Here is a 26168-nt window from a genome sequence, read left to right on the forward strand (position 1 = left end):
GGGGCGGTGGTGCCGCATGGAATTCAGCGCCTCGCGATGGAGACGTTCTTGCTGACCCAATTACCCAATCTGTTGACCTTGTCACGCATCGCCGCCATTCCGGTGGTGGTTTGTCTGATGCTGTTTATCGAGGCCCCCTTGGGCAATTGGCTGGCCTTTGCCGTCTATTGCTATGCCTCCATCACCGATTTCTTCGACGGCTATCTGGCCCGTGCCTGGGATCTGCAGTCGTCCCTGGGCCGGTTTCTCGATCCCATCGCCGATAAGCTGCTGATTTCTGCGCTTCTGTTGGCGCTGGTCGGGGTTGATCGCTTCAACGGAATCCATATCCTGCCGGCGGCGGTCATCCTGTGCCGTGAAATCCTGGTTTCGGGCCTGCGCGAATTTCTCGCCTCGGCCCGGGTCGGCCTGCCTGTCTCGACCCTGGCGAAATGGAAAACCACGGTACAGATCCTGGCCCTGGGATTCCTCATCGTCGGCCCGGCGGGCCCCGATTTCGGACCGCTTTCGACAACCGAGGTGGGCGTTTACGGCCTGTGGATCGCAGCCCTTTTGACGCTCGTCACCGGGTTCGACTATCTGATCGCGGGACTGCGCCATATCCGCCGCGCCGATAGCGCCCCGCCAGCCGCGCCGGGCGGCACGCAAGGCGCTGAAAACCGTTGAATTTTGTGTCATTCTAACCAATATCAACGGCCTTCCGGTGGCGCTCGGCCCGGTAGGCAGGAAACATCCAAGGGGAAATGGCGGCATGAAGGTATTCGGCCTGGTCGGATGGAGCGGCAGTGGTAAAACGACCCTGCTGGTGCGTCTGATCCCGGAACTGACGTCGCGGGGGCTCACGGTTTCGACCATGAAGCACACCCACCACAATTTCGACATCGACCAGAAGGGCAAGGATTCCTACGAGCACCGCGCGGCGGGGGCCACGGAAGTCATGCTGACATCGGGCAAGCGCTGGGTCCTGCAACGGGAACTGCGCGACGAGGGTGAGCCCGACATGGACAGCCTGATCCGGCGCATGGCACCGGTCGACCTGGTCCTGATCGAGGGCTTCAAGCGCCATCGCCACGACAAGATGGAAGTGTTCCGCGCCGAAGTGGGGAAGGGACTGATCGCCGCCGATGACGACACTATCGTCGCCGTGGCCTCGGACGGGGCGGTCGCGGGCGTGACCTGCCCGGTCCTCGACATCAACGACGTTAGCGCAATCGCCGATTTCATCATCGCCCATTGCGGCCTGACGGCCTCGGCCGCCCAGGGGCAGCCGGGCAAGGTAAGCCATGGCGCAGCTTAAGGACGATTGTTTCGCCTTCGACGGCGGCCTGATGCCCGTCGATGATGCGCTTGCGATCCTGGCCGGGCGCATTGCCTGCGTCCTCGGCACGGAAGAGGTTCCGCTGCGTCAGGCCCTGGGCCGTATCCTGGCCGAGGATGTGGTTGCCCCCCGCAACGTGCCGCCACATGACAATTCGGCCGTCGATGGCTATGCGGTCTATCATGCGGATTTGAACCCCGACGGTGAGACGCGCCTGCCCGTGGCCGGTCGGATCGCCGCCGGCCATCCGCTAAGCGGACCGGCCGAACGCGGCAAGGCTTATCAAATCTTCACCGGCGCCCCCATGCCGGCGGGCGCCGACGGCGGGCCGGACACGGTCTTCATGGCGGAAGATGCAGAAGCCGTGGGCGATGCCGTCGTCCTGCCCCAGGGCCTGAAGAAGGGATCGAACCGGCGGTTCGCCGGCGAGGACGTGAAGCAGGGGGATGTGATTTTGCGCGCCGGGCAGCGCCTGCGCGCCCAGGAAATCGGCCTGGCGGCCTCGGTCGGGCGGGGCAACCTGGCCGTGCGGAAAAACCTGCGTGCGGCCGTGTTCTCGACCGGGGACGAGGTTCGTGACCCGGCCGATGACGCCCCCGAGGGCTGCATCTTCGACGCCAACCGCTACACGATCATGAGCCTGCTGGACGGGCTCGGCTGTGCCGTCACGGACTTGGGCATTCTGCCCGATAATCCAGAGGCCATCGCCAAGGCCCTGACGGCGGCCGAGGCGGGGCATGATCTGCTGATTACCTCGGGCGGCGTGTCGGCCGGCGAGGAAGACCATGTGAAGGCTGCCGTGGAACGCCGGGGCAGCATCCATTTCTGGCGTCTGGCGATCAAGCCGGGGCGACCCGTGGCCCTGGGCCAGGTCGGCGACACCGCCTTTGTCGGCCTGCCGGGCAACCCGGTCGCGGCCATGGTCACCTTCATGCTGATCGCGCGGCCATTGATCATGATGCTGTCGGGCGCGGCGGAGACGGACGCCCCCCGCTTTGCGGTCAAGGCCGGTTTTCCCTACAAGAAAAAGACCGGGCGGCGGGAATGGGCGCGGGCCAAGCTGGTGCGAAACGGCGGCGGCATGCTGGTCGCGGAAAAACACCATTCGTCGGGGGCGGGTATATTGACCTCCATGGTCGATGCCGACGGCCTGGTCGAATTGCCGGAAGAATTGACCGAACTGAAAGAGGGTGCGACCGTGGATTTCCTGCCGTTCCGTGAGGTGACCTGAATGACCGCGCCCGTAAAACTGCTGTATTTCGCTTGGCTGCGTGAAAAAGCCGGGGTCGGGGAGGAAGACGTCCAGCCGCCGGTGACGGTTACGACCGTGGCTCAGCTTATTGACTGGCTGGAAGCACAGGGCGGCGGCCGCGCCGAGGCCTTCGCCGACCGTAAGGTCGTGCGTGTCGCCGTGAACCAGGAATATGTTAGTCTGAATCATCCCGTGACGGCGGGCGACGAGGTCGCGTTCTTTCCGCCGGTGACGGGCGGCTGACAGGGCAAGGCGAACCCATGATCCGCGTGCAGACCGAAGATTTTGACCTGGGTGCTGAACTGAAGGCGTTGACCGCCGGCAATCACGGCATCGGCGGCCTGTGTTCCTTCGTCGGCCTGGTCCGCGACATGGCGGGCGGTGAGGCGATCGGCGCCATGACCCTCGAACACTACCCCGGCATGACGGAAAAGGAGTTGGCGCGCATCGAGGCCGAGGCCCTGACGCGCTGGCCGCTCGACGCAACCCTGATCATCCATCGTTACGGGCGGCTGGAGCCGGGCGATCAGATCGTTCTGGTCGCCGCCGCGTCGGCCCACCGCGAGGCGGCGTTCGAGGCCTGCCATTTCCTGATCGATTTCCTCAAGACCAAGGCGCCGTTCTGGAAGCTGGAAGGCACGCCCGGCGGCGGCCAATGGGTCGATGCCCGCGATTCCGATGATGCGGCGACCCAGCGCTGGATGCAATCTTCCGGGAAGGCGGCCGAGTGACGACCGGGACGCCCGCCGCCAGTGTCGACCCGCGGGACATCGATGCGGTGTTTTTCGATTTCGACGGCGTGCTGGTCGAATCCAACGAGGTCAAGATCGAAGCCTTCCGCCGCCTGTACGAACCCTTCGGAACCGACGTGGTCGATCAGGTTATCGCCGAACATGTCCGCCACGAAGGAGTGTCGCGGGTGGTTAAGCTGGAACGCTTTCACCGGGAATTTCTCGGCATTGTCTTGGACGAAGACGGTCTTGCCGATCTAGCGCAGACCTATTCCGAGATGGTTGAGGACGTCGTGGTCGCCTGCGAGGCCGTGCCGGGCGCGGTCGAGGCATTGGACACCTGGGCCAAACATTGCCCGCTTTACGTGGTGTCAGGTACACCCCAGGACGAACTGCGCCGCATCGCCCAGCGCCGGGGCTTGGATGGATACTTTGCTACCGTGTTCGGATCGCCCCGCGTCAAGCCGGACATTGTCGGGGACGAGCTTTCGCGGATCGGGGTTCAGGCGGATCGTGTTTTGTTCGTCGGCGATTCCCTGACCGATTATAATTGTGCGGTGGCCGTCGGCACCCGCTTTCTTGGGCGTGTGCCGCCCTGGCGACAAAGCCGGTTCCCGGATGATACCGAGGTCACCCCGGATATGTGGTCCCTGGCTTTGGCCGGAGGGTCGTCGGCCCGGTCGCAGGCGGAGGCCGAGGGATGAGCGCCGCCGACGATCCGGATCGGGTCTACCATCCACCCAAGGCTTATAAGAATGAGCGGTTCCTGAATTCCCAGAGCGCCAGGAGTGTGCGCATCCTGTCGGAATATGTCGAGCCCGCGGCACGCTTCAGCGCCCTCGACGTGGCCGATACGGTGGTTTTTTTCGGCTCGGCCCGTATTCTGCCCCGGGACGAAGCCGAACGCCGCCTGCAGGCGGCCCGCGAACACGGCGGCGACGTTGCCCGTGCCGAAATGGCATTGGAAATGTCGCGGTATTACGAGGATGCCCGCGAACTGGCCCGGCGTCTGACCGAATGGTCGAAGGGGTTGGAAGACAAGCACAAGCGTTTCATCGTGTGTTCCGGCGGCGGGCCGGGGATCATGGAGGCCGCCAACCGGGGCGCCTCGGAAGCCAAGGGCATCAATATCGGGCTGGGCATTTCACTGCCCCACGAACAGCACGCCAACCCCTATATCACCCGCGAACTGGCCTTTGAATTCCACTACTTCTTCATGCGTAAGCTGTGGTTCATGTATCTCGCCAAGGCGCTGATCGTGTTTCCCGGCGGCTTCGGGTCTTTGGATGAACTGTTCGAAACCCTGACCTTGATCCAGACTGGCAAGATCAAGAAGCATATGCCGGTCATCCTTTACGGCCGCGATTTCTGGGACGAGGTGCTGAACCTGGATGCATTGGTGAAGTACGGTACGATCAATGCTGAGGATGTCGACCTGTTGCATGTGGTCGATACGGTCGATGATGCCTTCACCTATATTACCGGTGAATTGTCCAAGAGCCTGGAAGCCCCGAAAGGGCCGGAACTCTAGTATTGAGCTGTTGCGCCGCGTTCTATAACCATCGGCTATATATCAATTTTTAGTCCATCTATCTAAGTTAGCTCATTAATTGGCCGCATCGCCGGGGCCGACGCGCAGATAAACGGCGCTCCAGGAGAATTAGACAGAATGTCAGGTGCCAGCCTTTCACGGCTTAGCATTGTATGGAAGATGTTGGCGCCGACACCGCTTGTCGTGCTGATCAGTCTTGTCGTCGTGCTGTTGATCGTGCCACCCATGGTGCGCACCAATGTCGAGGCCGCCGCCCGCGACGCCGCCCTTGAAACCATCCATCAGTACAAAACCGTACGCGGTATCTACAGCCGCAACGTCGTCAGTAAAGTGCTCGCCCATCCGGAATTTTCCGCGACCGTGGAGCACAGCGACAACATCAACGAAATTCCACCACCTGCGACGTTCATCCTCGATATCAGCGAGGCCCTGTCGAAAGAAGGTATCTCGCTGAAATTTTACAGTCCCTTTCCCTTTGCCAACCGCGCCGACCGCGAACTTGATGCCTTCGGCTCCAAGGCTTGGGAGTTATTGTCAGCCAATCCCGAAGCGGTGATTAGCGAAGAGACGAGCATCGACGGCCATCGTGCCTACCGTGTTGCCGTGGGTGATGTCTTTCGCGAGCAAACCTGTGTGGATTGCCACAACTACCATCCCCTATCGATCCAGAAGGGGTGGAAGTTGGGTGACTTGCGCGGCGTGTTCGAGGTGGTTGTCGATGTCGAGCGCCTGTTGGATACGGGCGACAGGGTCAGCCGCTTCGTCATTCTGGCCTTCGTCGCAAGCGGCTTATTGATTGTTCTGGTCGGCGTGATGATCGGCCGTCCTATCGCACAGCGCCTGAGCGAGATGCGGGGTGCGGTGCAGGCGGTCGCCGATGGGCGATGGGATGTGGATATCCCGGCATCCGGTTCCAACGACGAGATCGGCGCCTTGGGCGGGGCCTTGAAAGTATTTCGCGAGAACGCCAAGCGGCGCGTCGAGTTGGAAGAAGAGCAGCTGGATCTGTACAATCAAATCAAATCGCAGATCGTTCTGTTGACGGATACAAACAAATCCATCGAACGGTTCGTGCCGAACACCTTCCTCAAACTGTTGAATAAAGAAAACGTCATTGACGTCGAACTGGGCGATTACGCGCTGCGTGACATGTCAGTTCTGTTCACGGATATCCGTGATTTCACGACGCTGTCCGAAACGATGACGCCCAACGACAATTTCAGCTTCATCAACAATTACCTCGGCCGCATGGGGCCGATCATCCGCGACCACAAGGGATTCATCGATAAGTACATCGGTGATGCGATCATGGCGTTGTTCGATGAACCGGACAATGCGCTGTCGGCGGCCGTGGACATGCTGCAGCGCCTGGAACGCTATAACCAGGAAGAACGTATCCGCTACGGCCGTGATGCCATCCGTATCGGCATCGGCATCAATACGGGCTCCCTGATGCTCGGCACCATCGGCGAGGAACACCGCATGGACGGCACCGTGATCAGTGATGCGGTCAACCTGGCGGCCCGGGTCGAGGGGTTGACGAAAGAATATGGCGTGCCTTTGATCATCACCGACAACACCCTGAATTCCCTATCGGACCCGGGGCAGTATTTGATCCGACCGTTGGATTCCGTGACGGTCAAAGGCAAGACCAAGCAGGTGGCCGTGTTCGAAGTCCTGGATGGTCTTTCCGATCATGATCGTGCGGCCAAGGAAGCAACCCTTGAAACCTATCTGGCAGCGATCGCGGCGCTAAAGTCGGGGCATCCGGTTCGCGCCCGGAGATTGTTCGAGGAATGCCTCGCCGCCAACCCGAACGATACGCCCGTGCGCCTTCATCTGAGCCGGCTGACGGTCGAGGCCTAGGCGCGCTTTTTTGCTCGATGCCGGGGGCGTGCCTGAACTTTGGCCGCGCGCCGCCGCCGGGGAGGATGATCGGAAGGCATCTTTTCTGTGTCTTCCGCCGTCCCGATGGCCTATTCCGCCGCGGCGCTTTCCGTCTTCTTGCCGACGGTTTTTTCATAGTCCTCGATCAGCCAATGAGTGATCTGGCCCGGCGTGAAGGTCATGTCGTCGATCTGGCCGACGGGTGTTACTTCGGCGGCGGAGCCGGTGAGGAAGATTTCCGTCGCCTTTTTCAGCTCGTCCGGGAAGATCGCCCGCTCAATGACCTCAATCCCCCGGGCCTTGGCCAGGGCGATCACGGTTTGACGGGTGATGCCGTTGAGGAAGCAATCCGGCGTCGGCGTGTGCAGTTTGCCGTCGCCGAAGGAAATGAAGATGTTCGCCCCCGTGGCCTCGGCCACTTGGCCGCGGTAGTCCAGCATCAGGGCATCCTGGCAGCCGTGCGATTCCGCCGTATGCTTGGATAGGGTGCAGATCATATACAGGCCCGCGGCCTTGGCGTGAACCGGCGCACATTCAGGTGCCGGACGACGCCAGGTCGAGGTTTCCAGCTTGATGCCTTTTTCGCGCAATTCCGGCGAAAAGTAGCTGGGCCAATCCCAGGCGGCGATGGCGACGTTGATGCGGTTCTGTTGGGCCGACACACCCATCATTTCCGATCCGCGCCAGGCGACCGGGCGGATGTAGCCGTCGACGATGCCGTTTTTGGTGCAGGCGTCGATGCAGGCCTGGTCGATCTCTTCCACCGTGTAGGGGATTTTGAAGCCCAGGGTTTGCGCGGAATAGAACAACCGTTCCGTATGTTCGCGCAGCTTGAAGATTTGCCCCGAGTACATGCGTTCGCCTTCGAACACACAAGAGCCGTAATGCAGGCCGTGGGTCAGGACATGGACGCGGGCGTCCCGCCAATCGACCCATTCCCCATTGAACCAGATCAGACCGTCGCGGTCGTCGAAGGTAGCAGTTGCCATTGTAATATTCTTTCGTCCATCCGTTTTTCCCAAGAACGATGTTGCGTTTATTATCATTCTCAGGCATATAAGTCAATAACACTGACTTATTTTTGCGGGGTCTTCGATCATATTTTCCGGCGGCCCCGGTGAAGGAAACCGTCATGGATGAACAGGTCCCCTGGGTCCAGCAGCAGGCCGATCCCCTGGCGCCGCGCGATGACGACCTGCGCCACGCCATGGAACTTCTGTTCTTCGCCTACCGTGACTTCACGGGCGAAGCCGACGCCGTTCTGGCCGATTACGACATGGGCCGCGCCCATCACCGGGCGGTCTATTTCATCGGCGCCAACACGGGCATCAGCGTGTCGGAATTGCTGGCGATCCTGAAGATCACCAAACAGTCCCTCAACCGTGTGCTGTCGACCCTGATCGACGAAGGTTATGTCGTGCAGGAAACCGACGACGGCGACCGTCGCCGGAGGCTCATGCATTTGACGCCCAAGGGCCGTGATCTGGAGCAGCTTTTGACCCGCCGCCAGTCGGCGCATATCGCGCGCGCCTACCGCGACGCGGGCCCCGATGCGGTCGAAGGCTTTCGCCGCGTGCTGTTCGGCCTGATCAACGAGGCGGACCGCCATCGCGTGCCTCCCCCTGGGCCCGCGGCCCACGGCTGACGGGCTGCCGCGTCCGGCTTGATCATGATAGGATTTACACCGGCCTTGCGGCGGCTTGAACGCTTGACCGCATGGCACGAGGGAGTGATGCCGTGAATGCCGACCTGCCGCATCTTCTTGTCGTTGACGACGACGGCCGTCTGCGCGACCTGCTGAGCCGCTTTCTGACGGAGAACGGCTTCGTCGTGGTCACCGCCGCCGATGCGGCCCAGGCGCGCAGCCGGCTCAGCCATTTCGATTTCGACGCGGTGATCCTGGACCTCATGATGCCGGGGGAAACGGGTCTGGAATTCGCGCGCGACCTGCGCACCCGGTCGACCATTCCCATCCTGATGCTGACCGCCATGGCGGAGACCGAGGACCGAATCTCGGGCCTGGAGGGCGGCGCCGACGATTATGTGGTTAAGCCGTTCGAACCGCGTGAACTGCTTTTGCGCATTCGCAACATCATGAAGCGCACCCCTCAGGCCCAGGCCCCCGGGGATGATCTTCATCTCGGCGATTTTCTGTTCCGCCGTGACCGGGGCGAGCTGTTGCGGGGGGGGCAGCCGGTGCGCCTGACCGATCTGGAGGCCGGATTGCTGAGCGCGCTTGCCGCGCGTCCGGGCGACGTGCTGACCCGCGACGACCTGATCGCCCGCACGGGGGCGGCCGGCGGCGGGCGTGCCGTCGATGTACAGGTCACCCGTCTTCGCCGTAAGATCGAGCCCGATCCCCGCGATCCCCGCTATCTACAGACTGTGCGGGGCAAGGGCTACGTTCTACGTCCTGATTGAAGACCCGGCCATGCCCCTTCAGACAACCATCAAGAACGCCCTGCCGAAAAGCCTGCTCGGCCGCGCCCTGCTAATCATCGTCACGCCGCTGATCCTGTTGCAGGTGGTGTCGGGGCTGATTTTCTACGAAACCCATTGGGACAAGGTGTCCTACCGTCTGGCGCGCAGCGTCGCCGGCGACGTGGCGGCCATCGTGCAACTGGTGACTGACGACCCCAGTGAGGAAGGCCGCGAGCGCGCCGCCGCCCTGGCCGGCCGCAACATGGACATGTTCGTGACCTTTCTGCCGGGCGCGATCCTGTCCAATAAAGCCGTGCCGCCGACCAACGACCTGGAAGAGGTGCTTGACCGTTCCATGCAGAGTTTCATCGTCAAGCCCTACCGCCTGGATTCGGAAAGTTCCGACCGCAACGTGAGCATCGACGTACAGCTTGCCGACGGCGTGCTGCGCATCACCACCACACGCAAGCGGCTGTTTTCGACCACGGTCTATGTCTTTGTCATCTGGATGATCGGCACGTCGCTGATTCTGTTCGGGGTCGCCACCATCTTCATGCGCAATCAGGTGAAGCCGATCCGCCGCCTGGCCCGTGCCGCCGATAATTTCGGCAAGGGCCGCGACGTATCAAACTTCAAACCCGAAGGCGCGACCGAGGTCCGCCAGGCGGCCCAGGCCTTCATGGCCATGCGTGAACGCATCCAGCGCCAGATCACCCAGCGCACGGACATGCTGTCTGGTGTGTCCCATGACCTGCGCACGCCGTTGACGCGGATGAAGCTGCAATTGGCGATGTTCAAGAACGTCGATGGGGTGGACGACCTATCCGCCGATGTTTCGGAAATGGAACACATGCTGGAAGGCTATCTTGCCTTCGCCCGCGGCGAGGGCACGGAAAAACCGACGCCGACGGATCTGGGCATGCTGTTGGAGGACGTGGTCAGTCAGGTCCGACGCCGTGGCCGGCCCATCGACCTGCACCTGGAAGATCAGTTGAACCTGCCGTTGCGACCCAATGCCTTCAAGCGCTGCGTCACCAATCTGGTGGAGAATGCCGCGCGCTATGGCCAACATGTGTCGGTGCGGGCAGGGCACCGGGGCGACACCATCGAGATCACCGTGGATGACGACGGGCCCGGCATTCCCGAAGACAAACGTGCCGAGGTGTTCCGGCCGTTTTTTCGGCTCGACGATTCCCGAAACCCGGAAACGGGTGGGGTCGGGCTGGGTCTGACCATCGCCCGCGACGTGGTGCGCAGCCACGGCGGCGAAATCCTGTTGTCGGAATCGCCGGCCGGTGGTCTGCGCGGCCGTATCCGCCTGCCCCTATAGGCATATCCGGCGGGACGTCCCCAGCGGATTTCATGGCAATTCCGCCGATGACATCTATAATGGAAAAAGATCACGTAATGGTCCGATAATAGAGGCACCGCGGCCCTGGGAGGGGTCGGCTTGGTGTCTGGGGGGTGTAGGTGACTGATTCCCTTCCGTCAAAAGTTCTGATTGCCGACGATCATGCCCTGTTCCGCAAGGGGCTGGGCTCGCTGTTGGAAATCATCGATCCCGACATCACGGTGGTCGAAGCCGCGAGTTATCCGGAAGCCCTGCGCACGGCCAACGAAACCGACGACCTGGACCTCGCGCTTGTCGATCTGGGCATGCCGGGGATGGAACGGTTCGCGGGCCTGAACGCCCTGATCCGTTCCCTGGACGGCGTGCCGGTGGTGGTCGTGTCCGCCGCCGAAACGTCAGAGGAAATGAGTCTGGCGATGGATTGTGGTGCCCATGGCTACATCCCCAAGACCCTGGACAGTTCCGTGGTGGTCAATGCCGTGCGTCAGGTGATCGCCGGGGAAATCTATCTGCCGCCGACACTGCTCGACTGGGCTCCCGGCGGGGCCAAGACCGAAGGCCCCGGCGGATTGCACCTGACGCCGCGTCAACGTGACGTACTCAACCTCATGGCCGGCGGCAAGTCGAACAAAGAGATCGCCCGCATCCTGGGGCTCGCCGAAGGCACCATCAAGCTGCATGTCACGGGCCTGCTGAAGGTGCTCGACGCGAACAACCGGACCCAGGCGGTTATCAAGGCGGCATCGCTGGGGTTGACACAGGGCCTGGAACAGGACTGACCGCGCCGACAAGGAGGGCGCCATGACGTCCCGCTGTCCCCATACGGGCCTTGGCACCAGAGGCCGGGAAAACAATCATTCTCCGTTGAATGTTCGCCGCCAATCAGGCGCGGCGGCCGTTGCCGTCCCGATATTGATTTCGGCGGCGCCGGCATGGGCGCAATCCGATGCGGTGATGGCCTATCCGGGACCGGCGGTCATGGCCGGGCTGGCGGTCGCAGCAGCGGCGTTCCTTGTCGGGTTGTGGTGGGGGCGCCGACGGCGCGATCCGGCGACCGTGGAAAATCCCGCGGCACGGGTGGAGGAAGCCCCCCCCCGACGCGCGATGACGGCCGCCGAACGTGATGCCGAAACGGATGCCCACTACCGCATCATTTCAGAACTGACCTCGGACGTCGTCTATGCCTATGACGTTGCCCCCGATGGGCGCGTGACGTCGAAATGGCAGGTCGGCGGGATCGACGGCCTAGCCGGGCAGTCCGGGCAAAGCGACGCGCCCCTTGCCTGGCTGACGCAGATTCATCCCGATGATGTGCCGATCCTGGAATCCCGCGATCAGCGCCTGCGCCTTGGCATTCCGTCGACCGACGAATTCCGCTTGCTGTCGGCCGACGGCCGGGTGCGTTGGCTGCGCGTTTATTCACGCCCGGAACGGGGGACTAGCGGCGAGGTCGTGCGCGTGGTCGGCGCCGCCAAGGAGATCACCCAGGACAAGCGCTGGGAAGAGGCGCTGGCCGATTCCGAAAGCAAGCTGCAGGCGACGTCGCGCACGGCCCGCGTCGGTTATTGGGAACATTTCCCGGATGATAACCGCACCGTCTGTTCGCCCGTCCTGTGGCGGATCTGGGGCCTGCGTCCCGGTCGCGCGGGGCCCACGGGGAAGGTCTTTCTGGACATGATCCATCCCGACGACCGCCCGCGCATCGCCGCCGCCTATGAAGATCCCGTGCCCAATTGCCGGCATGAGTACCGGGTTCTTCGGCCCGACGGCTCGGTGCGCTACGTCTTTGAGGATCTTAGCGCCGATTTCGACGAACACGGCCGCGCGCGCCGGCTGTTCGGGGTGACCCAGGACATTACCGAGCGCAAGCGGGCCGAACAGGCGCTGCGCGATTCCGAGCTGCGCTACCACGCCATCGTCGAGGACCAGACGGAGTTGATCCGGCGCTGCACCCCTGACGGGGTTCGGACCTTCGTCAACGAAGCCTATTGCCAATATTACGGCGTGCCCCGTGAACAGCTGATCGGCCGGCCCGTCGGCTCGGAACTGAGCGACAGTGAAGCCGCCTTGCGTCAGGCCATCATTCGCCGGATCGGCCCGAAAAACCCGATCGAGGAGAATCTCCACCGGGTGATCGGGCACGACGGCAAGGTCAGCTGGCAGCAATGGACCGAACGCGCGGTGTTCGACGACGACGGGCGCATGGTGGAAATCCAGGGCGTCGGCCGCGATGTCACGGCCACGAAAGAGGCCGAGGAAATGTTGGCCGAGGCCAAGGACGCCGCCGAACTGGCAAGCGCCGCCAAGTCACGTTTCCTGGCCGCCGCAAGCCATGATCTGCGTCAGCCCCTGCAGGCGCTGGCGATGTTCGTCAACGTGTTGTCGGAACGGGACCTGGACGACAAGGCGAAGCAGCTTATCAACCGCATCAGCGACTGTTCGGACGCCCTGGAACGCCTGCTTGGCTCGTTGCTCGATATTTCCAAACTGGATGCCGGACTGTTCGTGCCGCAGCGGCGCGATTTCAACCTCGGCGCGGTGCTGGAACGCCTGTGTTCGGAAATCCGCCCGTTGGCCGAGGAAAAGGGCCTGCGGCTCAACATGGTGCCGTGCGCGCTTCTGGTCGACAGCGATCCGGGCTTGCTCGACCGTCTGTTGCGCAATCTTTTGACCAATGCGGTGCGACATACGGAAACCGGCAAGATCCTCGTCGGCTGCCGGCGTGCCGGGTCCAATGTGCGTGTCGAAATCTGGGATACGGGCGTCGGCATTCCGGACGATCAACTGGACATGATCTTCGAGGAGTTCCACCAAGTCGGTAATCCGGCGCGCGACCGGCGCGAAGGGCTGGGCCTGGGGCTTGCCATCGTGCAGCGGCTGTCCAATCTGCTCGACCATCCCGTGGATGTGCGGTCGTGGGTGGGCCGGGGGTCGGGGTTCTCCGTCAGCCTACCCTTGGCGGGCGATCATGCGCCTGCGGAAATGACCCTGCCGGCGGATGAGCATCCCGATGTGACGGGGGCCGTGGTGGTCGGCATCGACGATGAGGCCGATATTCGCGACGCGTTGGGGTTGCTGTTAACGGGCTGGGGTTATGACGCCGTGGTCGCCGGCTCGGCGGTCGAGGCGATCGCCAAGCTGGAGCAGGAACGCAAGCAGCCGGAATTGGTCGTCGCCGATTATCGGCTCAAGCTTGGCCATACGGGGGCCGATGCGATTTTAGCCATCCGCCATGTCTGGGGTGGGGATGTGCCGGGGTTCCTTTTGACCGGGGACACGGGCCCGGACCGCCTGCGCGAGGCGGCGGCCAGCGGATTCGAGGTCATGCACAAGCCGATTCAGCCCGAGAAACTGCGCCTGATGGTCGCGGAATCGATCGCCTATGCCCGCCGGATGGCCGCGATCGAGGCGCGTGCCCGGGCGCAGGAAAAGGACGAGATGGAACGCCAGGTCTGACGGGCGGCCGGGAAGATCAGAAAAGCCGTCCGCCGTTGGGAACCTTCAGGTCCGGGTGGATCAGCACGACCTCGCCGTCCGTGTCGGGAAACCCCAGGACCAACACTTCCGACATGAACTTGCCGATCTGCTTTGACGGAAAATTGACGACGCCCGCGACCTGACGCCCGACTAGGCTGTCCGGCGTGTAGTGGCGGGTGATCTGGGCCGAGGTCTTGCGCTCGCCGATGTCCGGGCCGAAATCGACCCACAGTTTGATGGCGGGGCGGCGGGCTTCGGGAAAGGGTTCGGCGCGGACGATCGTCCCGACGCGGATATCCACGGCCAGGAAATCGTCGAAAGTGATCTGCGGGGGCGGGCTTTTGGACATGGAGTGTCTCCTTCGGCCCGGAAATTTATCGCGCTTACCCCGTCATGCAATCAAAAAGGCGGACAACAAAAAAGGCCGCCCTCAGGGGGCGGCCTTCTTCGAAAGACGGAAAAGCCGATTACTTGGCTTTGCTCATCTGACCCTTCATTTCGTCGAAGGCTTCGGCGATGCGGGTGTTGATCACCTTAACGGCGGTGTCGTTGGCTTTGGTGACAACGTCCGTAACCTTCTTGGAATTGGCCAGTGAGGATTCGAAAGCGGCCTTGCACAGGTCCAATTCCTTGGTCACCAGATCCTGCGGGGAAGAAACCTTGCCCAGGGATTCAGCGGCGGTGCTGGCCTGATCGAACGCGGCCTTGAACAGTTCGGCCTGCTTCTGGGCAGCGGCCTGGACGCCTTCGAAGGCGGCCTGGCTGGCCTTGTTCAGGGCTTCAAGGTTCTTGCGCTGGATATCCATAACGGCGTTGACGTCGATGGCTTCCATGGAGCCGCCCTTCATCGCCTTCATGACCTGGTCGGACATCTTGGCGGGGTCGAAATCGGCATAGATCTTGGTGAAGTCGGCAGCCCAGGCGGGGAAGCCATTTTTGTCGAGCTTGAACATATCGGCGTACATTTGGTCGGTCCTCCATTGGAGCGCGAAAGGGAATATGCTTTGTGCGAGTGCGAGGGTTATGCTGCACTGCAACAGTGATGCCTATATGCGGTCGAATGGGGATGTGAGTCAAGACTTATATTGCAGTGCAATAAAATAAAACTCAGGCCGGGGCAGCCTCGGGCCCGTCCCGGCGGGGAGCCCGTTTCGGGCGGACCCGGCCGAGAAACCGCATCGCCGCCTCGGCCCGGCGCAGCCCCTTGTCGAGCGCCGCCATGGTCTTCGCCTGATCGGCGCCGTCATCGCCAAGCCAAACCCGAAAGGCATCGGCATAGACCAAGGCCAAGCCCTTGGCATGCAGCAGTCCGCAGGGGCCGGCAGCGTTGATCCCCGCGGCCGCAAGCACCCGGGTCATGGTCCGCGCCATGCGCGGCAGAAACCGCAGTGCCACCGGGTCACAGAGCGAATCCTTGGCGATCTCGGCCATGGCGGCCCGGTGCGGGGCCAGAGCATCGAATCGTTCCATCAACAGGTCGAACAGGCGGTCGCGGATGCCGACGCCCGCGTCGCCCGAGGCTGCATGCGTGTCGGCGGCGGCCAACATCTGCGCGTCGATGCGGTCCTGGAATGCGTTGACGATGTCGTATTTGGTGGGAAAGGGGATCAGGACATCGGCCAGCGACACCCCGGCGTCGGCGGCGACATCGGCGAGGGACAGGCACCGCCAACCATCGCACGCGATCCGGGCCATGGCGGCGTCGATCACGGCGTCCCGTGGATCGCCGGGGGCGGCGGTCTTCGCCTTTCCTTTGCCGGTTGTCTTGCCTTGGGGCCGTTTGGCCATGGCGGTGCCTCCTTACCTGCGCTTTTTATTATGTAGGAAGGATCGGCGGAAATGCCAGTCGGATCGCCGGGATTACTCCGCCAGTTCGCGGGACCGCCTGGCGGCGGCGGCGACGCAGCCGGTCACCAGATCACCCAGGGGACCATGGGCCGGGTCGTCCTTGTTGGGATCGCCGCCCATCAGGACCGTCAATCCGGCCGCGGTGGTGCCGCCGGGGCTGGTCACGTTGCGGCGCAGGGTATCGGGCGTGTCCGTGGCTGATCGGTGCAGCAGTTCGCCCGCCCCCTCGACCGTTGCCCGAGCCAGGGAATTCGCAAGGTCTTCCGGCAGGCCGGCCTCACGGCCCGCCCGGGCCAGGCATTCGACCAAGTGGAAGACATAGGCCGGGCCGCTGCCGGACAGGCCGGTGACGGCATGCAGCAGGTCTTCGTCCTCGACCCAATGAACTTGGCCGACGGCGGTCAGAAGATCATGGCACAATTTCTGCTGGGCGTCGGTGACGCGGGCATTGGCGCAGGCGACGCTGGCGCCCCGGCCCACAGCGGCCGGAGTATTGGGCATGACGCGGACGATCGCCGCGACCTCGCCCAGGCAATCCTCGAACAAGGCGATCGGCGTGCCGGCGGCGATGGATAGGAACACGGTCGATGGCCCGGCGAACGGAAGGTAGGCCGGGACGACGTCGGCCATGACCTGCGGCTTGACGGCGAACATCACCAGTTCGGGAAGCAAATCCGGGGGCAGGTCGTCCGCCGCGGCGGCGACGGTGACTCCGAGATCGCGGGCCAGGGCCGAGGCGTTGTCGGGATTGGGTTCGACGACGAAGATGTCCGCCGCCGGAATGCCCCGGCTGATCCAGCCGGCCATCAAGGCACCGCCCATCTTGCCGCCGCCGACAACCAACAAGGGACGGGCGGCCGTCATGGCAGGGTTCCTTCGATCCTGTAGGGCGGGATCAGGCTTCGCCGACCGTGTCCACCATGGCGGCGGCCACGGCGTCGTCGGCGGTCCGCCCACCCCAGATCACGTATTGGAAGGCGGGGTAAAAGCGTTCGCATTCGTACAGCGCCGTTTCGACGATGTCTTCCATCTGGCTCATGGTCGGGCCGTTGGCCGCGCGCATGGGCAAGACATGGCGGAACATGGGCAGGCCTTCGTCATCCCACATGCCGAAATGGCCGAGCCAGAGCTTCTCGTTGACCCGGGCCAGAAGCTCGTAGACCGGCGTGCGCCGCTCCTGGGGCACGCGCATGTCGAAGGCACAGGTGAAGTGCATGGCCTCGATCTCGTCGTTCCAGGCGAAATAGAGGCTGTAATCGCACCAGGTTCCCGGCACTTGAACGGCCAGTTCCTGGTCGCTTCGGCGGTCGAAGGTCCAGTCGTTTCCTTCCACGATCTGTTCGATCAGGTCCAAAGGATTGTGTTTATGGGTGTCTACGGCGAATTCGAGTGCAGGCATGGCCGCTGCTCCTTCGTGGCTGGACCGGCGGCGCCCGGGCGGGCGCCTCCAGGCATGTCGCCAAAGGGATCGCCCACAACATCTCGGAGGTTACCGAAATATGGTATCTGTGGCCCCCTTGGATACAAGAGGTAGCCTGCCTTATGGGCGAAAGCCGTGCAAGGGCGGATTGGGACGGTTCTGTGAATATTTGTGGAAGAATCGGGAATCAGAACGGCTTAGACGCAAATGGGCGAAAAAGCGGCTGGCCGCAAGACCCTGAAACGACTCCATATATGGACGGTGCGTCAGGCCTTGGGTTTGCCGGCCGGGGCCTTGCGTGGGGCGGGCTTGGCCGCCGTTTTTTTCGCGGCCGTCCGCGGTTTGGCGGCCCCCTTGCCGGCCATCTGGGCCTCCAGTTTAGCGACTCGGGCTTCCAATTTTTCCTGCGCCGCGCGGGCGTTCTTGGCGACTTCGGCCATGGCGTCGAACTCGTCGCGGGGAACCAGATTGCCGTCGACCAGGAATCGTTCGACCTGCTGGCGGATCATGGCTTCCATTTCGTCCTTCACGCCGGCGAGCGTCGCCACGGCGCCGTTGGCCACCTTGGCCAGGTCGTCGAGGATTCGGTTGGACGTCTGCATGGCGGAACTCCTTGGCTTATGGCGCGTAATCTATAGGTGATATATGGCCCTGTTGGGGGGCTTTCGCAAGCGTGGGCCCGGCCGCGCGCCCGGTTGCTCCCCGGCCCGGCCCGGCCTATAAGCAGCCCATGTATGTGGTCACCGGCGGCGCCGGGTTCATCGGATCGAATATCGTTCACGGGCTGGAGGCCAGGGGCCTGGGCCCGGTGGCAGTCGTCGACCACATCGATTCGAATGAAAAAGCCCGTAACATCGCCAAGCGCCGGGATGTTGAGACAGTCACGCCTGAAGATCTGTCCCGATTCCTCGATGCCAACGCGGGCCGGATTCGCGGCATCATCCATATGGGCGCCATCTCGGCGACCACGGAAACGCGGCTGGTCCGCATCATCAAGAACAACATTATCCTGTCCCGCCGCCTGTGGGATTGGTGCACGGCACAAGGTGTTCCCTACATCTATGCGTCCTCGGCGGCGACCTACGGCGACGGCAACCAAGGGTTCGACGACGATGGCGCGGTTGAGGCGCTCAAGGCGCTTAAGCCGCTCAACATGTATGGCTGGTCCAAGAACCAGTTCGACATCTGGGTCGCCGAACAGATCGCGGCCGGCGCGCCCAGGCCGCCGGGCTGGGCCGGGCTTAAGTTCTTCAACGTGTTCGGGCCCAACGAATACCACAAGGGCCGCATGCAGTCCGTCGCCCGTCAGGTTTACGAGAAGGCGGCCCGGGACGAGGCCTGCACCCTGTTCAAATCCCATAACCCGGATTACCCCGACGGCGGCCAGTTGCGTGATTTCGTCTGGGTCGGCGATTGCGTCGACATGGTGCTGTGGCTGCTTGACCATCCCGAGGCATCGGGTCTGTTCAACTGCGGGGCGGGCAAGGCGCGCAGCTTCGCCGACTTGGCGGCGGCCGTATATCGGGCGCTGGGCAAAGAGCCGATGATCAATTTCGTGCCGACGCCCGAGGACATCCGCGACAAGTATCAATATTTCACGGAAGCCCGCATGGACCGCATCCGCGCCGCCGGCTACGCCCATCCGCAAACGCCGCTGGAGGAAGGGGTGCGCCGCTACGTGCAGGACTTCCTCGCCGCCGGCGACCCTTATCTGTGACGGGCGGCCTGAAATGACCTTTGCGCTTATTCTCCCCGTCCTGGCCTTTCCCGCCATCGATCCGATCATCGTCGAGATCGGCCCCTTCGCCATCCGCTGGTACGCTCTGGCCTATATCTGCGGGCTGATCCTGGGGTGGCGCTACATGCTGCGCATGACCGGGGACCTGCCGACGCGGACCGTTCAGATCACGGATGAACGCGGCAAGACCACGACCGCCCAGGAGCCTGTCGTCAGCCGTCTCGCCGTCGATGACTTTCTGGTCTGGGCAACCATCGGCGTGGTCCTGGGCGGGCGGCTCGGCTACGTGCTGTTCTACAAGCCCGGGTTCTATTTCGATAACCCCCTGAACATCCTGACCGTATGGCAAGGCGGCATGTCGTTCCACGGCGGGCTACTGGGGGTCTGTGTCGCGACCCTTCTGTTCTGCCGCAAGCGGGACATTCCGCTGTTCACCTTCGCCGACATGCTGGGCTGTACGGCGCCCATCGGCTTGTTCTTCGGGCGGATCGCCAATTTCATCAATGGGGAGCTGTTCGGCCGCGCGGCCGACGTGCCCTGGGCCATGGTATTCCCCCACGGTGGCCCCCTGGCCCGCCATCCCAGCCAGATCTACGAAGCCCTGCTTGAAGGCCTTGTGTTGTTCGTCGTGATGGCGGTCCTGTGGCGGCGACCGGGCCTGCGTGCCAAACCCGGTTTTCTCGCCGGCGTGTTCTTCATCGGCTACGGTGCAGCGCGGATCACCGCCGAATTCTTCCGCGAACCGGATGCCTACCTTGGTTTCCTGTTCCAGGGGGCGACCATGGGCCAGCTTTTGTCCCTGCCCATGATCGCCTTCGGCCTGTGGCTGATCTGGCGTGCCAACCGGGCCGGCAAAGCGGACGCATGACGGCCCTGCTGGCGCATCTCCGCCGCCGAATCGCCCTGGAAGGGCCGCTGACCGTCGCCCGTTATATGGAGGAATGCCTGGGCAACCCGGCCCATGGATATTACATGACCCGCGACCCCTTAGGCGTGGCCGGCGATTTCACCACGGCGCCTGAAATCTCCCAGATGTTCGGCGAACTGATCGGCCTGTGGGCCGCCGTGCAATGGCAGGCCATGGGGACACCCGATTCCGTGCATCTGGTGGAACTCGGCCCCGGGCGCGGCACCTTGATGGCGGACGCGCTGCGTGCGGTGGCGACCGTCGCACCTTTTCAGGCAGCCGTGCAGGTGCATTTGGTCGAAACCAGCCCGGTGTTGCGTGAGCGGCAGCGGGAAACCCTGGCCGCGGTCCATCCCGGCGTGACGCCGCAATGGTGGAACGACCTTTCCCAGGTGCCAGCGGGCCCCGCCCTGATCATCGCCAACGAATTTTTCGACGCCTTGCCGATCCGCCAGTTCCTGCGCGGGCCCGACGGGTGGCGCGAACGTCTGGTTACCTGGGATGCGGACGCGGCGGCCCTTGCCTTCGTCCTGTCGGGTGCCCAGGCGACAAGCCCGTTGATCCCGCCGCCCCTCAACCAAGCGCCCGAGGGCAGCCTGATCGAAATCTGCCCCGTCGGTTTGCGCAAGGCGCATACACTGGCGGCGCGGCTGGCGGCCCAGGGCGGGGCGGCGCTGATCGTCGATTACGGCCATGACCGCAGTGCCCCCGGCGACACCCTTCAGGCGGTGAAGGATCATCAATACGCGGATGTATTGATTGATCCGGGCAAGGCGGACCTGACCGCCCACGTTGATTTTCAGCAGCTTGCCCAGACCTGCATTCAGGCAGGCTCCGTGACCTTCGGCCCCGTCGGGCAGGGGGATTTCCTCATTGCCCTCGGCATCGGTGCGCGGGCAGAGGCATTGACCGCCCAAGCCGACGCCCGCCAGAAGGCGGCGATCGACGCAGCCTTCACCCGCCTGACCGGTGCCGACCAAATGGGCCGCCTGTTCCGGGTCCTGGCCGTGCAGCACCCGGGCTTGCCGGCGCCGCCCGGATTTGAATAGGCAGGGTGGGAATCCGTGATTTGAACTGGCCCGTGCGAACAAGGTAAAAGTCCCCATGACCGATTCCCTCGACATCGTCCGCGCGCCCAACCTGGCCGAACAGGCCGGGGTCGCGCATGGCTTCTTCACCCGCCGGGGCGGGGTCTCGAGCGGCATTTACGCCGGGCTGAATTGCGGCCAGGGGTCGAAGGACACCCCGGACCACGTCCAGGAAAACAAACGCCGGGTGATGGCGGCGATGGGGCTGGGGGCGGATGATCTGGCCCTGGTCCATCAGGTGCATTCGCCCGATGTATGGACCGCCGATGCCCCCCGTGACCGCGCCGCCATGGAAAAGGCTGATGCCTTGATCAGCCGTCGCAAGGGCTTGGCGCTGGGCATCCTGACCGCCGATTGCGCGCCCGTGCTGTTCGCCGATGGTGCATCGGGCGTGGTTGCCGCCGCCCATGCGGGCTGGCGCGGGGCAATGTCCGGGGTGCTGGAAAACACGGTCGCGCGGATGGAGGCAGAGGGCGCGCAGCGGGCCGGCATCCATGCTGCCCTCGGTCCCTGCATCCGTCAGGAATCCTACGAGGTCGGCCAGGACATGAAGGATGCTTTCGCCGCTCATCACGCCGACCACGACCGGTATTTCGCCGGCGGCGACCGGCCCGGCCATTACCAGTTCGATCTGGCGGGTTTCATCATGGACCGGCTGGCCGCCCTGGGTCTGGCCAGTACCCATGACGTGGGTCTCGACACTTATGTCGATGCCGACCGGTTCTTCAGCTACCGCCGCGCCACTCACCAGGGCGAGGCCGACTACGGGCGCGAACTCGCCGTGGTCGCGCTGGCCACGGGCTGAGGGCCGGGACCATGCCTTATCTGGCGGTCTTGACCTTGGCGGCGCTCGCGGTGATTCTCGTCACCTGCGTTATTGTTTAGGGGCGCCATCGCCTGATGGCGCGTGAAGCCGAAGGACGGACGGCCTTGCGGGCAACGGTCCAATTCGCAATCTGGGTTCTTGCAGCGGTGGCGCTGACCGTGGCCGCCTGCGCGCCCGTGCCACGCGCCTTCGCCCCGGGCGAGGTGGACAGTGTCGGTACCGCCATCGTGCACGGCACCTTCACCAATGGCATTCAGGTCAATCCGATCGAGGGCACGGCGCCGATCATGTCCAAGATATTGGCGCGGACCACGGTCGATTCCTTCGAACCCTACGGCCTGCCTGCCGGGGTCGCCCCTTTTGATGCCTCGGAATACATTCTTCACGGTCGCGCCCATCACGACAAAAACCCCAACGCCATTCCCTACGTCACCATCCATTGGCAGTTGTCCAACAAGGACGGCCTGCTGCTGGCCGATCTGGAACAGCCCGTCGACGCGACAAGCGGGGAATGGGAATTCGGCACGCCCGAGGTCATCATCCGTGTCGCAGAGGACGTTGCCCATCGGGTCGCCGCCATCCTGGCCGGGATCGCCCCGGCGCAGCCGGAACCGGCCCCGGACAAGGGCATTTTCGTGATGCCGGTCGAAGGAGCCCCCGGTGACGGCGATTTTTCCCTGACCCGTGCCATTGCCGAAGCCCTGAAGGCACGGGGTACACGCCTGACCCGCTACCGTGAGCAGGCGAAATACGTGCTGACTGGATTGATGGAGGTCTCCCCCTCGGTCCAGGGCCGTCAGGGGGTGCGCATCACTTGGCGGCTGTCCCGTCCCGACGGCAAGGAGGTCGGTAAGGCGGAACAGGACAACACCGTGCCGTCGGGCACCTTCGATGAGCAATGGATGCCGACCGCGCGGCTGATCGCCGCCGCCGCCGTCGACGGTATTCACGAGGTCATCGGCGGCTGGGAAGAGCGCGAACGCACCTTGGCCGAGGGGCGCGGCCTGGGCGTGCCGGACAATCTCGACAACCCCGACCTGCCCACCCCCGGCGGTCCCAGACGGGTGATCGCCAAGTTGCAGGACCATCTGGTGCCGCCCGACGCCCCCATCACCCAGGGCGTGCCCCCCGAGCTGACCGCCCAGGAAGAGTTGGAGGCCTCCCGCGCCAGGGTGGCGGCCGAAGACACCCCGCCGGCCCCCGAGGAAAAAAGCGTCCTCGGCCCCGAGGATGCGGCCGGCGAACAGGTCGTCGAGGATACGTTCACACCGCCGACCCTGCGGGCCCATGACCAGGGAGCGGCCAATTCCTTCCTGATCGCCGAGGTCACGGGAGCCCCCGGCAACGGCAACCGCCTGCTGAGCGAGGCGCTGAAGCGCGTATTGCGCGCGCGTGACCAGAACGTCACCGACGACCCGCGCCAGGCGCGGTTCCTGGTGCGGGGCCTGGTTGTCATGTCCGAGCCCAAGGACGGTAAGCAGGACGCCCGCATCGTGTGGTCGGTCGAGACCACGGAGGGCAAGGCGCTGGGAAGTGCAGAGCAGAACAACACGGTTTCGGCGGGCCTGCTCGACGAGAACTGGGGAGAAACGGCGCTTAACGTCGCCATGGGGGCGGTCGTGGGCATTCAGCGGGTTCTTGGGGATAAGGCCCGCCCGTTCGCCCGGCGATTATCCGCCGATGCAGTGCCGCCGCCAGCGCCAAGCGGAGAGACTCTTCCATGGGACCCCGGCGAAGCCATCCCGCCACCCCGTCGATAATGCGATAAGCTGCTGAAATAAAAGGGTTATGAAAGATCGTTTACAGGCAGGGCCGGCGTTGTTAGAGTCCGCGCGCCGAACAGGGGAATAGGCCCTATCGGCGCTCGGCACCGGGCATCTCCAGGGGTGGTTTTGCTCCGCCTTCGGACGCAAAACGAAAGTGCGCAGCCATGAAAATCATTGCCTGCAATTCCAATCGGCCGCTTGCAGAGGCGATTTCCGCCTATCTCAATCTGCCGCTGACCAAAGCTTCGATCCGACGATTCTCCGACATGGAGGTGTTCGTCGAGATCCAGGAAAACGTACGTGGCGAGGATGTCTTCGTCATCCAGTCGACCTCGTTCCCGGCCAACGATAACCTGATGGAGCTGCTGGTCACGCTGGACGCGCTCCGCCGCGGTTCCGCCCGCCGGGTCACCGCCGTCATTCCCTACTTCGGCTACGCCCGTCAGGATCGCAAATCCGGCCCGCGCACGCCGATCTCGGCCAAGCTGGTCGCCAACCTGATTACCGAAGCCGGTGCCGACCGGGTCCTGACCATGGACCTGCACGCCGGGCAGATTCAGGGCTTTTTCGACATCCCGACGGATAACCTTTACGCCGAACCGGTGCTGGCCAAGGACATCCAGGATCGCGAGGACGGTGCCGACCTGGTCATCGTGTCGCCGGACGTGGGCGGCGTGGTGCGCGCCCGCGCCCTCGCCAAACGCCTGGACGGCGACCTTGCGATCATCGACAAGCGCCGCGAACGGGCCGGTGTCAGCGAAGTCATGAACATCATCGGCGACGTCAAGGGCCGCCGCTGCATCCTGGTCGACGACATCGTCGACAGTGCGGGTACGCTCTGCAACGCCGCCGTGGCGCTGATGGAAGAGGGGGCCGAGGCCGTTTCCGCCTATGTCACCCACGGGGTTCTGTCCGGCGGTGCCGTGGCACGCGTGTCGTCCTCGCCCATGGACCGCTTGTGCGTCACCGACAGCATCATGGCGACCGAGGCTGTGCGCGTCGCCCACAACATCGAGCAGTTGACGGTGGCTCCGCTGATCGCCGAGGCCATGCGCCGCATTTCCGAGGAAAGCTCGGTTTCATCCCTGTTTAATTGAGTTAAGGCCCCGACGGGTCTTTTCTCGCCTTCCAATCTCTGACCTAATCGTGGCGGCGCCTCTGACCGGGGTCGTCGCCATTGCCTATGAGACGCATTACGTTAAGGACGACCGATCATGGACCTGCCGAACACCCCCTCGTTTCGTCTTGATGGCCGTACGGCCCTGGTGACCGGGGCTGGCCGGGGCATCGGCCTGGCCGCCGCCGCGGCCCTGGCCGAGGCAGGGGCCCACGTGACCCTTTGCGCGCGCTCCGGCGGTGAGGTCGAGGCCGTCGCCGAAGCCATCCGTGCCCGCGGCCAACAGGCTGAGGCCCTGACCTTGGACGTCACCGACACAGGGCGCATGCAGGCCGAAATCGCGGCGGGGGGGCCGTTCCAGGTTTTGTTCAACAACGCTGGCGGCAACCGCCCGCAGGAGTTGTTGGAGATCACGGAAGAAGATTATGACGCGGTCACGAACCTGAACGTGCGGGCGGCCATCTTCGTCGCTCAGGCGGTGGTGAAGGGATTGGTTGATGCCGGCCTGCCCGGCTCCGTTATCAACGTGTCGTCGCAGATGGGGCTGGTCGGCGGGCCCAAGCGCACGGTCTATTGCGCGACCAAGCATGCCATCGAAGGGGCGACCAAGGCCATGGCCTGGGAACTGGGCGGCCAGGGTATTCGCGTCAACACGATCTGCCCGACCTTCATCGAAACGCCGATGACGGAAGGCTTTCTGGCCGATGCCGACTTCGTCACCTTCGTGAAATCCAAGATCGCCCTGGGCCGTCTGGGGCAGGTCGAAGATCTGATGGGCGCCGTGGTGTTCCTGGCTTCCGACGCATCCAGTCTGATGACCGGGGCGTCCCTGGTCGTCGACGGCGGCTGGACGGCGCAGTAAGCCCGGATAAGATTATGTCTTTTCTTGCCGTCATGACCATCGCCTTCGGGCTGTCGGCCGACGCCGTTGCCGGGTCCCTGGGCCGGGGGGCGTCCGGGCGCTTCCGCACCTTCATACCGGCCGCGCGCATGGGCTTGATGTTCGGCGCCAGTGAGGCGGCGATGACCCTGCTGGGCTTCCTGCTGGCGGCCCGCTTCGCCGACTACGTGACCGAGGCCGATCATTGGATCGCCCTGATCCTGTTGGGCGGGGTCGGCGGGCATATGCTCTACGAGGGCCTGTTCGGGGATGGTGAGAGCGACGACGGGGGCGAGGCATCGTCCCCGCGTGGCAAGCGCAGTATCCTGGGCAACATCGCCACCGTGATCGGCACCAGCATCGACGCCGCCGCTGTCGGGGTCGCGTTGTCGGTCATCGCCGTCGACATCTGGCGGACGGTCGCGGTGATCGGTGTCGTGTCCTTCGCCATGAGCACCCTGGGTCTGCTGATCGGCCCTCGTGTCGGGCGTATGCTGGGCCGTCGCGCGGAAATCGCGGGGGGCGTGATCCTGATCGCTATCGGGGGCTATATTTTCTACACTCATATGACGGGTTAGGCCTCCACAGG

28 protein-coding genes are annotated in these 26168 nt (G+C 63.7%); 21 read left to right on the forward strand and 7 right to left on the reverse strand.

Annotated features, from left to right (window positions below):
• The first annotated feature begins 48 nt into the window (after nt 1–48).
• The 8 genes from pgsA to KFF05_04085 all read left to right on the forward strand — a co-directional run bounded on the left by pgsA (nt 49) and on the right by KFF05_04085 (nt 6719).
• Nucleotides 49–666: a CDP-diacylglycerol--glycerol-3-phosphate 3-phosphatidyltransferase gene (pgsA, locus tag KFF05_04050; GenBank protein UTW52552.1), complete on the forward strand. Its 618-nt coding sequence runs from the start codon at nt 49–51 to the stop codon at nt 664–666.
• Nucleotides 667–751: 85 nt separating this feature from the next.
• The gene (mobB, locus tag KFF05_04055; GenBank protein ID UTW52553.1) at nt 752–1297 is read left to right on the forward strand and encodes a molybdopterin-guanine dinucleotide biosynthesis protein B; all 546 of its coding nucleotides are present in this window, start codon (nt 752–754) and stop codon (nt 1295–1297) included.
• Complete coding sequence (locus KFF05_04060; protein ID UTW52554.1) at nt 1284–2549, forward strand: molybdopterin molybdotransferase MoeA; 1266 nt, start codon at nt 1284–1286, stop codon at nt 2547–2549. Before mobB ends, KFF05_04060 begins: the two co-directional genes overlap by 14 nt.
• Nucleotides 2550–2813, forward strand: coding sequence for a molybdopterin converting factor subunit 1 (moaD, locus tag KFF05_04065; GenBank protein ID UTW52555.1), 264 nt, complete (start codon nt 2550–2552; stop codon nt 2811–2813).
• Nucleotides 2814–2830: 17 nt separating this feature from the next.
• Nucleotides 2831–3301 (forward strand): molybdenum cofactor biosynthesis protein MoaE, encoded by a 471-nt coding sequence (locus tag KFF05_04070; protein UTW52556.1) that lies wholly within the window; start codon nt 2831–2833, stop codon nt 3299–3301.
• Nucleotides 3298–4005: an HAD family hydrolase gene (locus tag KFF05_04075; GenBank protein UTW52557.1), complete on the forward strand. Its 708-nt coding sequence runs from the start codon at nt 3298–3300 to the stop codon at nt 4003–4005. The genes KFF05_04070 and KFF05_04075 overlap by 4 nt, the downstream gene beginning before the upstream one ends.
• Nucleotides 4002–4832: a TIGR00730 family Rossman fold protein gene (locus KFF05_04080; protein UTW52558.1), complete on the forward strand. Its 831-nt coding sequence runs from the start codon at nt 4002–4004 to the stop codon at nt 4830–4832. Before KFF05_04075 ends, KFF05_04080 begins: the two co-directional genes overlap by 4 nt.
• 138 nt (nt 4833–4970) lie before the next feature.
• Entirely contained in the window at nt 4971–6719 is a 1749-nt protein-coding gene (locus KFF05_04085; GenBank protein ID UTW52559.1) for a DUF3365 domain-containing protein, read from the forward strand.
• A gap of 110 nt (nt 6720–6829) precedes the next feature.
• Here KFF05_04085 and KFF05_04090 read toward each other — a convergent pair whose 3' ends face one another.
• Nucleotides 6830–7729, reverse strand: a complete 900-nt coding sequence (locus KFF05_04090; protein UTW52560.1) for a branched-chain amino acid aminotransferase — start codon at nt 7727–7729, stop codon at nt 6830–6832.
• 143 nt (nt 7730–7872) lie between these two features.
• On the opposite strand from KFF05_04090, the gene KFF05_04095 reads away from it, so the two are divergent.
• The 5 genes from KFF05_04095 (at nt 7873) to KFF05_04115 (ending at nt 13968) form a co-directional block, all read left to right on the forward strand.
• Nucleotides 7873–8385 carry a MarR family transcriptional regulator gene (locus KFF05_04095; protein UTW52561.1) on the forward strand — a complete coding sequence of 171 codons (513 nt, stop codon included), beginning with the start codon at nt 7873–7875 and terminating at the stop codon, nt 8383–8385.
• A gap of 71 nt (nt 8386–8456) precedes the next feature.
• Complete coding sequence (locus tag KFF05_04100; GenBank protein ID UTW52562.1) at nt 8457–9161, forward strand: response regulator transcription factor; 705 nt, start codon at nt 8457–8459, stop codon at nt 9159–9161.
• Nucleotides 9162–9171: 10 nt separating this feature from the next.
• Nucleotides 9172–10491 (forward strand): HAMP domain-containing protein, encoded by a 1320-nt coding sequence (locus tag KFF05_04105; protein UTW52563.1) that lies wholly within the window; start codon nt 9172–9174, stop codon nt 10489–10491.
• A gap of 140 nt (nt 10492–10631) precedes the next feature.
• Nucleotides 10632–11291: a response regulator transcription factor gene (locus KFF05_04110; GenBank protein UTW52564.1), complete on the forward strand. Its 660-nt coding sequence runs from the start codon at nt 10632–10634 to the stop codon at nt 11289–11291.
• 199 nt (nt 11292–11490) lie between these two features.
• Entirely contained in the window at nt 11491–13968 is a 2478-nt protein-coding gene (locus KFF05_04115) for a PAS domain S-box protein (protein UTW52565.1), read from the forward strand.
• A gap of 16 nt (nt 13969–13984) precedes the next feature.
• Here the strand turns inward: KFF05_04115 and KFF05_04120 are convergent, their stop codons facing one another.
• The 6 genes from KFF05_04120 to KFF05_04145 all read right to left on the reverse strand — a co-directional run bounded on the left by KFF05_04120 (nt 13985) and on the right by KFF05_04145 (nt 17859).
• The gene (locus KFF05_04120; GenBank protein ID UTW52566.1) at nt 13985–14338 is read right to left on the reverse strand and encodes a tRNA-binding protein; all 354 of its coding nucleotides are present in this window, start codon (nt 14336–14338) and stop codon (nt 13985–13987) included.
• A gap of 118 nt (nt 14339–14456) precedes the next feature.
• Complete coding sequence (locus tag KFF05_04125) at nt 14457–14954, reverse strand: phasin family protein (protein UTW52567.1); 498 nt, start codon at nt 14952–14954, stop codon at nt 14457–14459.
• A 142-nt stretch (nt 14955–15096) separates the two neighbouring features.
• Complete coding sequence (locus KFF05_04130) at nt 15097–15777, reverse strand: hypothetical protein (GenBank protein UTW52568.1); 681 nt, start codon at nt 15775–15777, stop codon at nt 15097–15099.
• Nucleotides 15778–15849: 72 nt separating this feature from the next.
• On the reverse strand, nt 15850–16701 hold the full coding sequence (locus tag KFF05_04135; protein ID UTW52569.1) for a pyrroline-5-carboxylate reductase: 852 nt from the start codon (nt 16699–16701) through the stop codon (nt 15850–15852).
• Nucleotides 16702–16732: 31 nt separating this feature from the next.
• A complete protein-coding gene (locus KFF05_04140) occupies nt 16733–17236 on the reverse strand; it encodes a YbjN domain-containing protein (GenBank protein ID UTW52570.1) in 504 nt (167 codons plus the stop codon).
• A 287-nt stretch (nt 17237–17523) separates the two neighbouring features.
• Nucleotides 17524–17859 carry an accessory factor UbiK family protein gene (locus KFF05_04145; GenBank protein UTW52571.1) on the reverse strand — a complete coding sequence of 112 codons (336 nt, stop codon included), beginning with the start codon at nt 17857–17859 and terminating at the stop codon, nt 17524–17526.
• A gap of 128 nt (nt 17860–17987) precedes the next feature.
• Between KFF05_04145 and rfaD the strand changes: the two genes are divergently transcribed.
• The 8 genes from rfaD to KFF05_04185 all read left to right on the forward strand — a co-directional run bounded on the left by rfaD (nt 17988) and on the right by KFF05_04185 (nt 26157).
• Entirely contained in the window at nt 17988–18974 is a 987-nt protein-coding gene (gene rfaD, locus KFF05_04150; GenBank protein UTW52572.1) for an ADP-glyceromanno-heptose 6-epimerase, read from the forward strand.
• Between the two features lie 28 nt (nt 18975–19002).
• Nucleotides 19003–19863 (forward strand): prolipoprotein diacylglyceryl transferase, encoded by an 861-nt coding sequence (locus KFF05_04155; protein UTW53574.1) that lies wholly within the window; start codon nt 19003–19005, stop codon nt 19861–19863.
• A complete protein-coding gene (locus tag KFF05_04160) occupies nt 19860–20951 on the forward strand; it encodes an SAM-dependent methyltransferase (protein ID UTW52573.1) in 1092 nt (363 codons plus the stop codon). Before KFF05_04155 ends, KFF05_04160 begins: the two co-directional genes overlap by 4 nt.
• Nucleotides 20952–21006: 55 nt before the next feature.
• Entirely contained in the window at nt 21007–21795 is a 789-nt protein-coding gene (pgeF, locus tag KFF05_04165; GenBank protein ID UTW52574.1) for a peptidoglycan editing factor PgeF, read from the forward strand.
• Nucleotides 21796–21890: 95 nt separating this feature from the next.
• A complete protein-coding gene (locus tag KFF05_04170; protein ID UTW52575.1) occupies nt 21891–23576 on the forward strand; it encodes a hypothetical protein in 1686 nt (561 codons plus the stop codon).
• 170 nt (nt 23577–23746) lie between these two features.
• Entirely contained in the window at nt 23747–24679 is a 933-nt protein-coding gene (locus KFF05_04175) for a ribose-phosphate pyrophosphokinase (protein UTW52576.1), read from the forward strand.
• A 117-nt stretch (nt 24680–24796) separates the two neighbouring features.
• Nucleotides 24797–25561: an SDR family oxidoreductase gene (locus KFF05_04180; protein ID UTW52577.1), complete on the forward strand. Its 765-nt coding sequence runs from the start codon at nt 24797–24799 to the stop codon at nt 25559–25561.
• 14 nt (nt 25562–25575) lie between these two features.
• Nucleotides 25576–26157 carry a manganese efflux pump gene (locus KFF05_04185; GenBank protein UTW52578.1) on the forward strand — a complete coding sequence of 194 codons (582 nt, stop codon included), beginning with the start codon at nt 25576–25578 and terminating at the stop codon, nt 26155–26157.
• The last annotated feature ends 11 nt before the right edge of the window (nt 26158–26168 follow it).

Source organism: bacterium SCSIO 12827, assembly GCA_024397995.1.
In the GTDB taxonomy this organism is placed as follows: domain Bacteria; phylum Pseudomonadota; class Alphaproteobacteria; order Rhodospirillales; family Casp-alpha2; genus UBA1479.

What these genes read in the sequence shown, in the direction of transcription:
- KFF05_04185 (UTW52578.1), top strand. Translation starts at nt 25,576, where the DNA reads ATGTCTTTTCTTGCCGTCATGACCATCGCCTTCGGGCTGTCGGCCGAC.
- moaD (UTW52555.1), top strand. Translation starts at nt 2,550, where the DNA reads ATGACCGCGCCCGTAAAACTGCTGTATTTCGCTTGGCTGCGTGAAAAA.
- KFF05_04180 (UTW52577.1), top strand. Translation starts at nt 24,797, where the DNA reads ATGGACCTGCCGAACACCCCCTCGTTTCGTCTTGATGGCCGTACGGCC.
- mobB (UTW52553.1), top strand. Translation starts at nt 752, where the DNA reads ATGAAGGTATTCGGCCTGGTCGGATGGAGCGGCAGTGGTAAAACGACC.
- KFF05_04130 (UTW52568.1), bottom strand. Translation starts at nt 15,777, where the DNA reads ATGGCCAAACGGCCCCAAGGCAAGACAACCGGCAAAGGAAAGGCGAAG.
- KFF05_04095 (UTW52561.1), top strand. Translation starts at nt 7,873, where the DNA reads ATGGATGAACAGGTCCCCTGGGTCCAGCAGCAGGCCGATCCCCTGGCG.
- KFF05_04170 (UTW52575.1), top strand. Translation starts at nt 21,891, where the DNA reads ATGGCGCGTGAAGCCGAAGGACGGACGGCCTTGCGGGCAACGGTCCAA.
- rfaD (UTW52572.1), top strand. Translation starts at nt 17,988, where the DNA reads ATGTATGTGGTCACCGGCGGCGCCGGGTTCATCGGATCGAATATCGTT.
- KFF05_04145 (UTW52571.1), bottom strand. Translation starts at nt 17,859, where the DNA reads ATGCAGACGTCCAACCGAATCCTCGACGACCTGGCCAAGGTGGCCAAC.
- KFF05_04120 (UTW52566.1), bottom strand. Translation starts at nt 14,338, where the DNA reads ATGTCCAAAAGCCCGCCCCCGCAGATCACTTTCGACGATTTCCTGGCC.
- KFF05_04085 (UTW52559.1), top strand. Translation starts at nt 4,971, where the DNA reads ATGTCAGGTGCCAGCCTTTCACGGCTTAGCATTGTATGGAAGATGTTG.
- KFF05_04160 (UTW52573.1), top strand. Translation starts at nt 19,860, where the DNA reads ATGACGGCCCTGCTGGCGCATCTCCGCCGCCGAATCGCCCTGGAAGGG.
- KFF05_04135 (UTW52569.1), bottom strand. Translation starts at nt 16,701, where the DNA reads ATGACGGCCGCCCGTCCCTTGTTGGTTGTCGGCGGCGGCAAGATGGGC.
- KFF05_04105 (UTW52563.1), top strand. Translation starts at nt 9,172, where the DNA reads ATGCCCCTTCAGACAACCATCAAGAACGCCCTGCCGAAAAGCCTGCTC.
- KFF05_04125 (UTW52567.1), bottom strand. Translation starts at nt 14,954, where the DNA reads ATGTACGCCGATATGTTCAAGCTCGACAAAAATGGCTTCCCCGCCTGG.
- KFF05_04070 (UTW52556.1), top strand. Translation starts at nt 2,831, where the DNA reads ATGATCCGCGTGCAGACCGAAGATTTTGACCTGGGTGCTGAACTGAAG.
- KFF05_04090 (UTW52560.1), bottom strand. Translation starts at nt 7,729, where the DNA reads ATGGCAACTGCTACCTTCGACGACCGCGACGGTCTGATCTGGTTCAAT.
- KFF05_04060 (UTW52554.1), top strand. Translation starts at nt 1,284, where the DNA reads ATGGCGCAGCTTAAGGACGATTGTTTCGCCTTCGACGGCGGCCTGATG.
- KFF05_04175 (UTW52576.1), top strand. Translation starts at nt 23,747, where the DNA reads ATGAAAATCATTGCCTGCAATTCCAATCGGCCGCTTGCAGAGGCGATT.
- KFF05_04115 (UTW52565.1), top strand. Translation starts at nt 11,491, where the DNA reads ATGGCCGGGCTGGCGGTCGCAGCAGCGGCGTTCCTTGTCGGGTTGTGG.
- KFF05_04100 (UTW52562.1), top strand. Translation starts at nt 8,457, where the DNA reads ATGGCACGAGGGAGTGATGCCGTGAATGCCGACCTGCCGCATCTTCTT.
- KFF05_04080 (UTW52558.1), top strand. Translation starts at nt 4,002, where the DNA reads ATGAGCGCCGCCGACGATCCGGATCGGGTCTACCATCCACCCAAGGCT.
- KFF05_04140 (UTW52570.1), bottom strand. Translation starts at nt 17,236, where the DNA reads ATGCCTGCACTCGAATTCGCCGTAGACACCCATAAACACAATCCTTTG.
- pgeF (UTW52574.1), top strand. Translation starts at nt 21,007, where the DNA reads ATGACCGATTCCCTCGACATCGTCCGCGCGCCCAACCTGGCCGAACAG.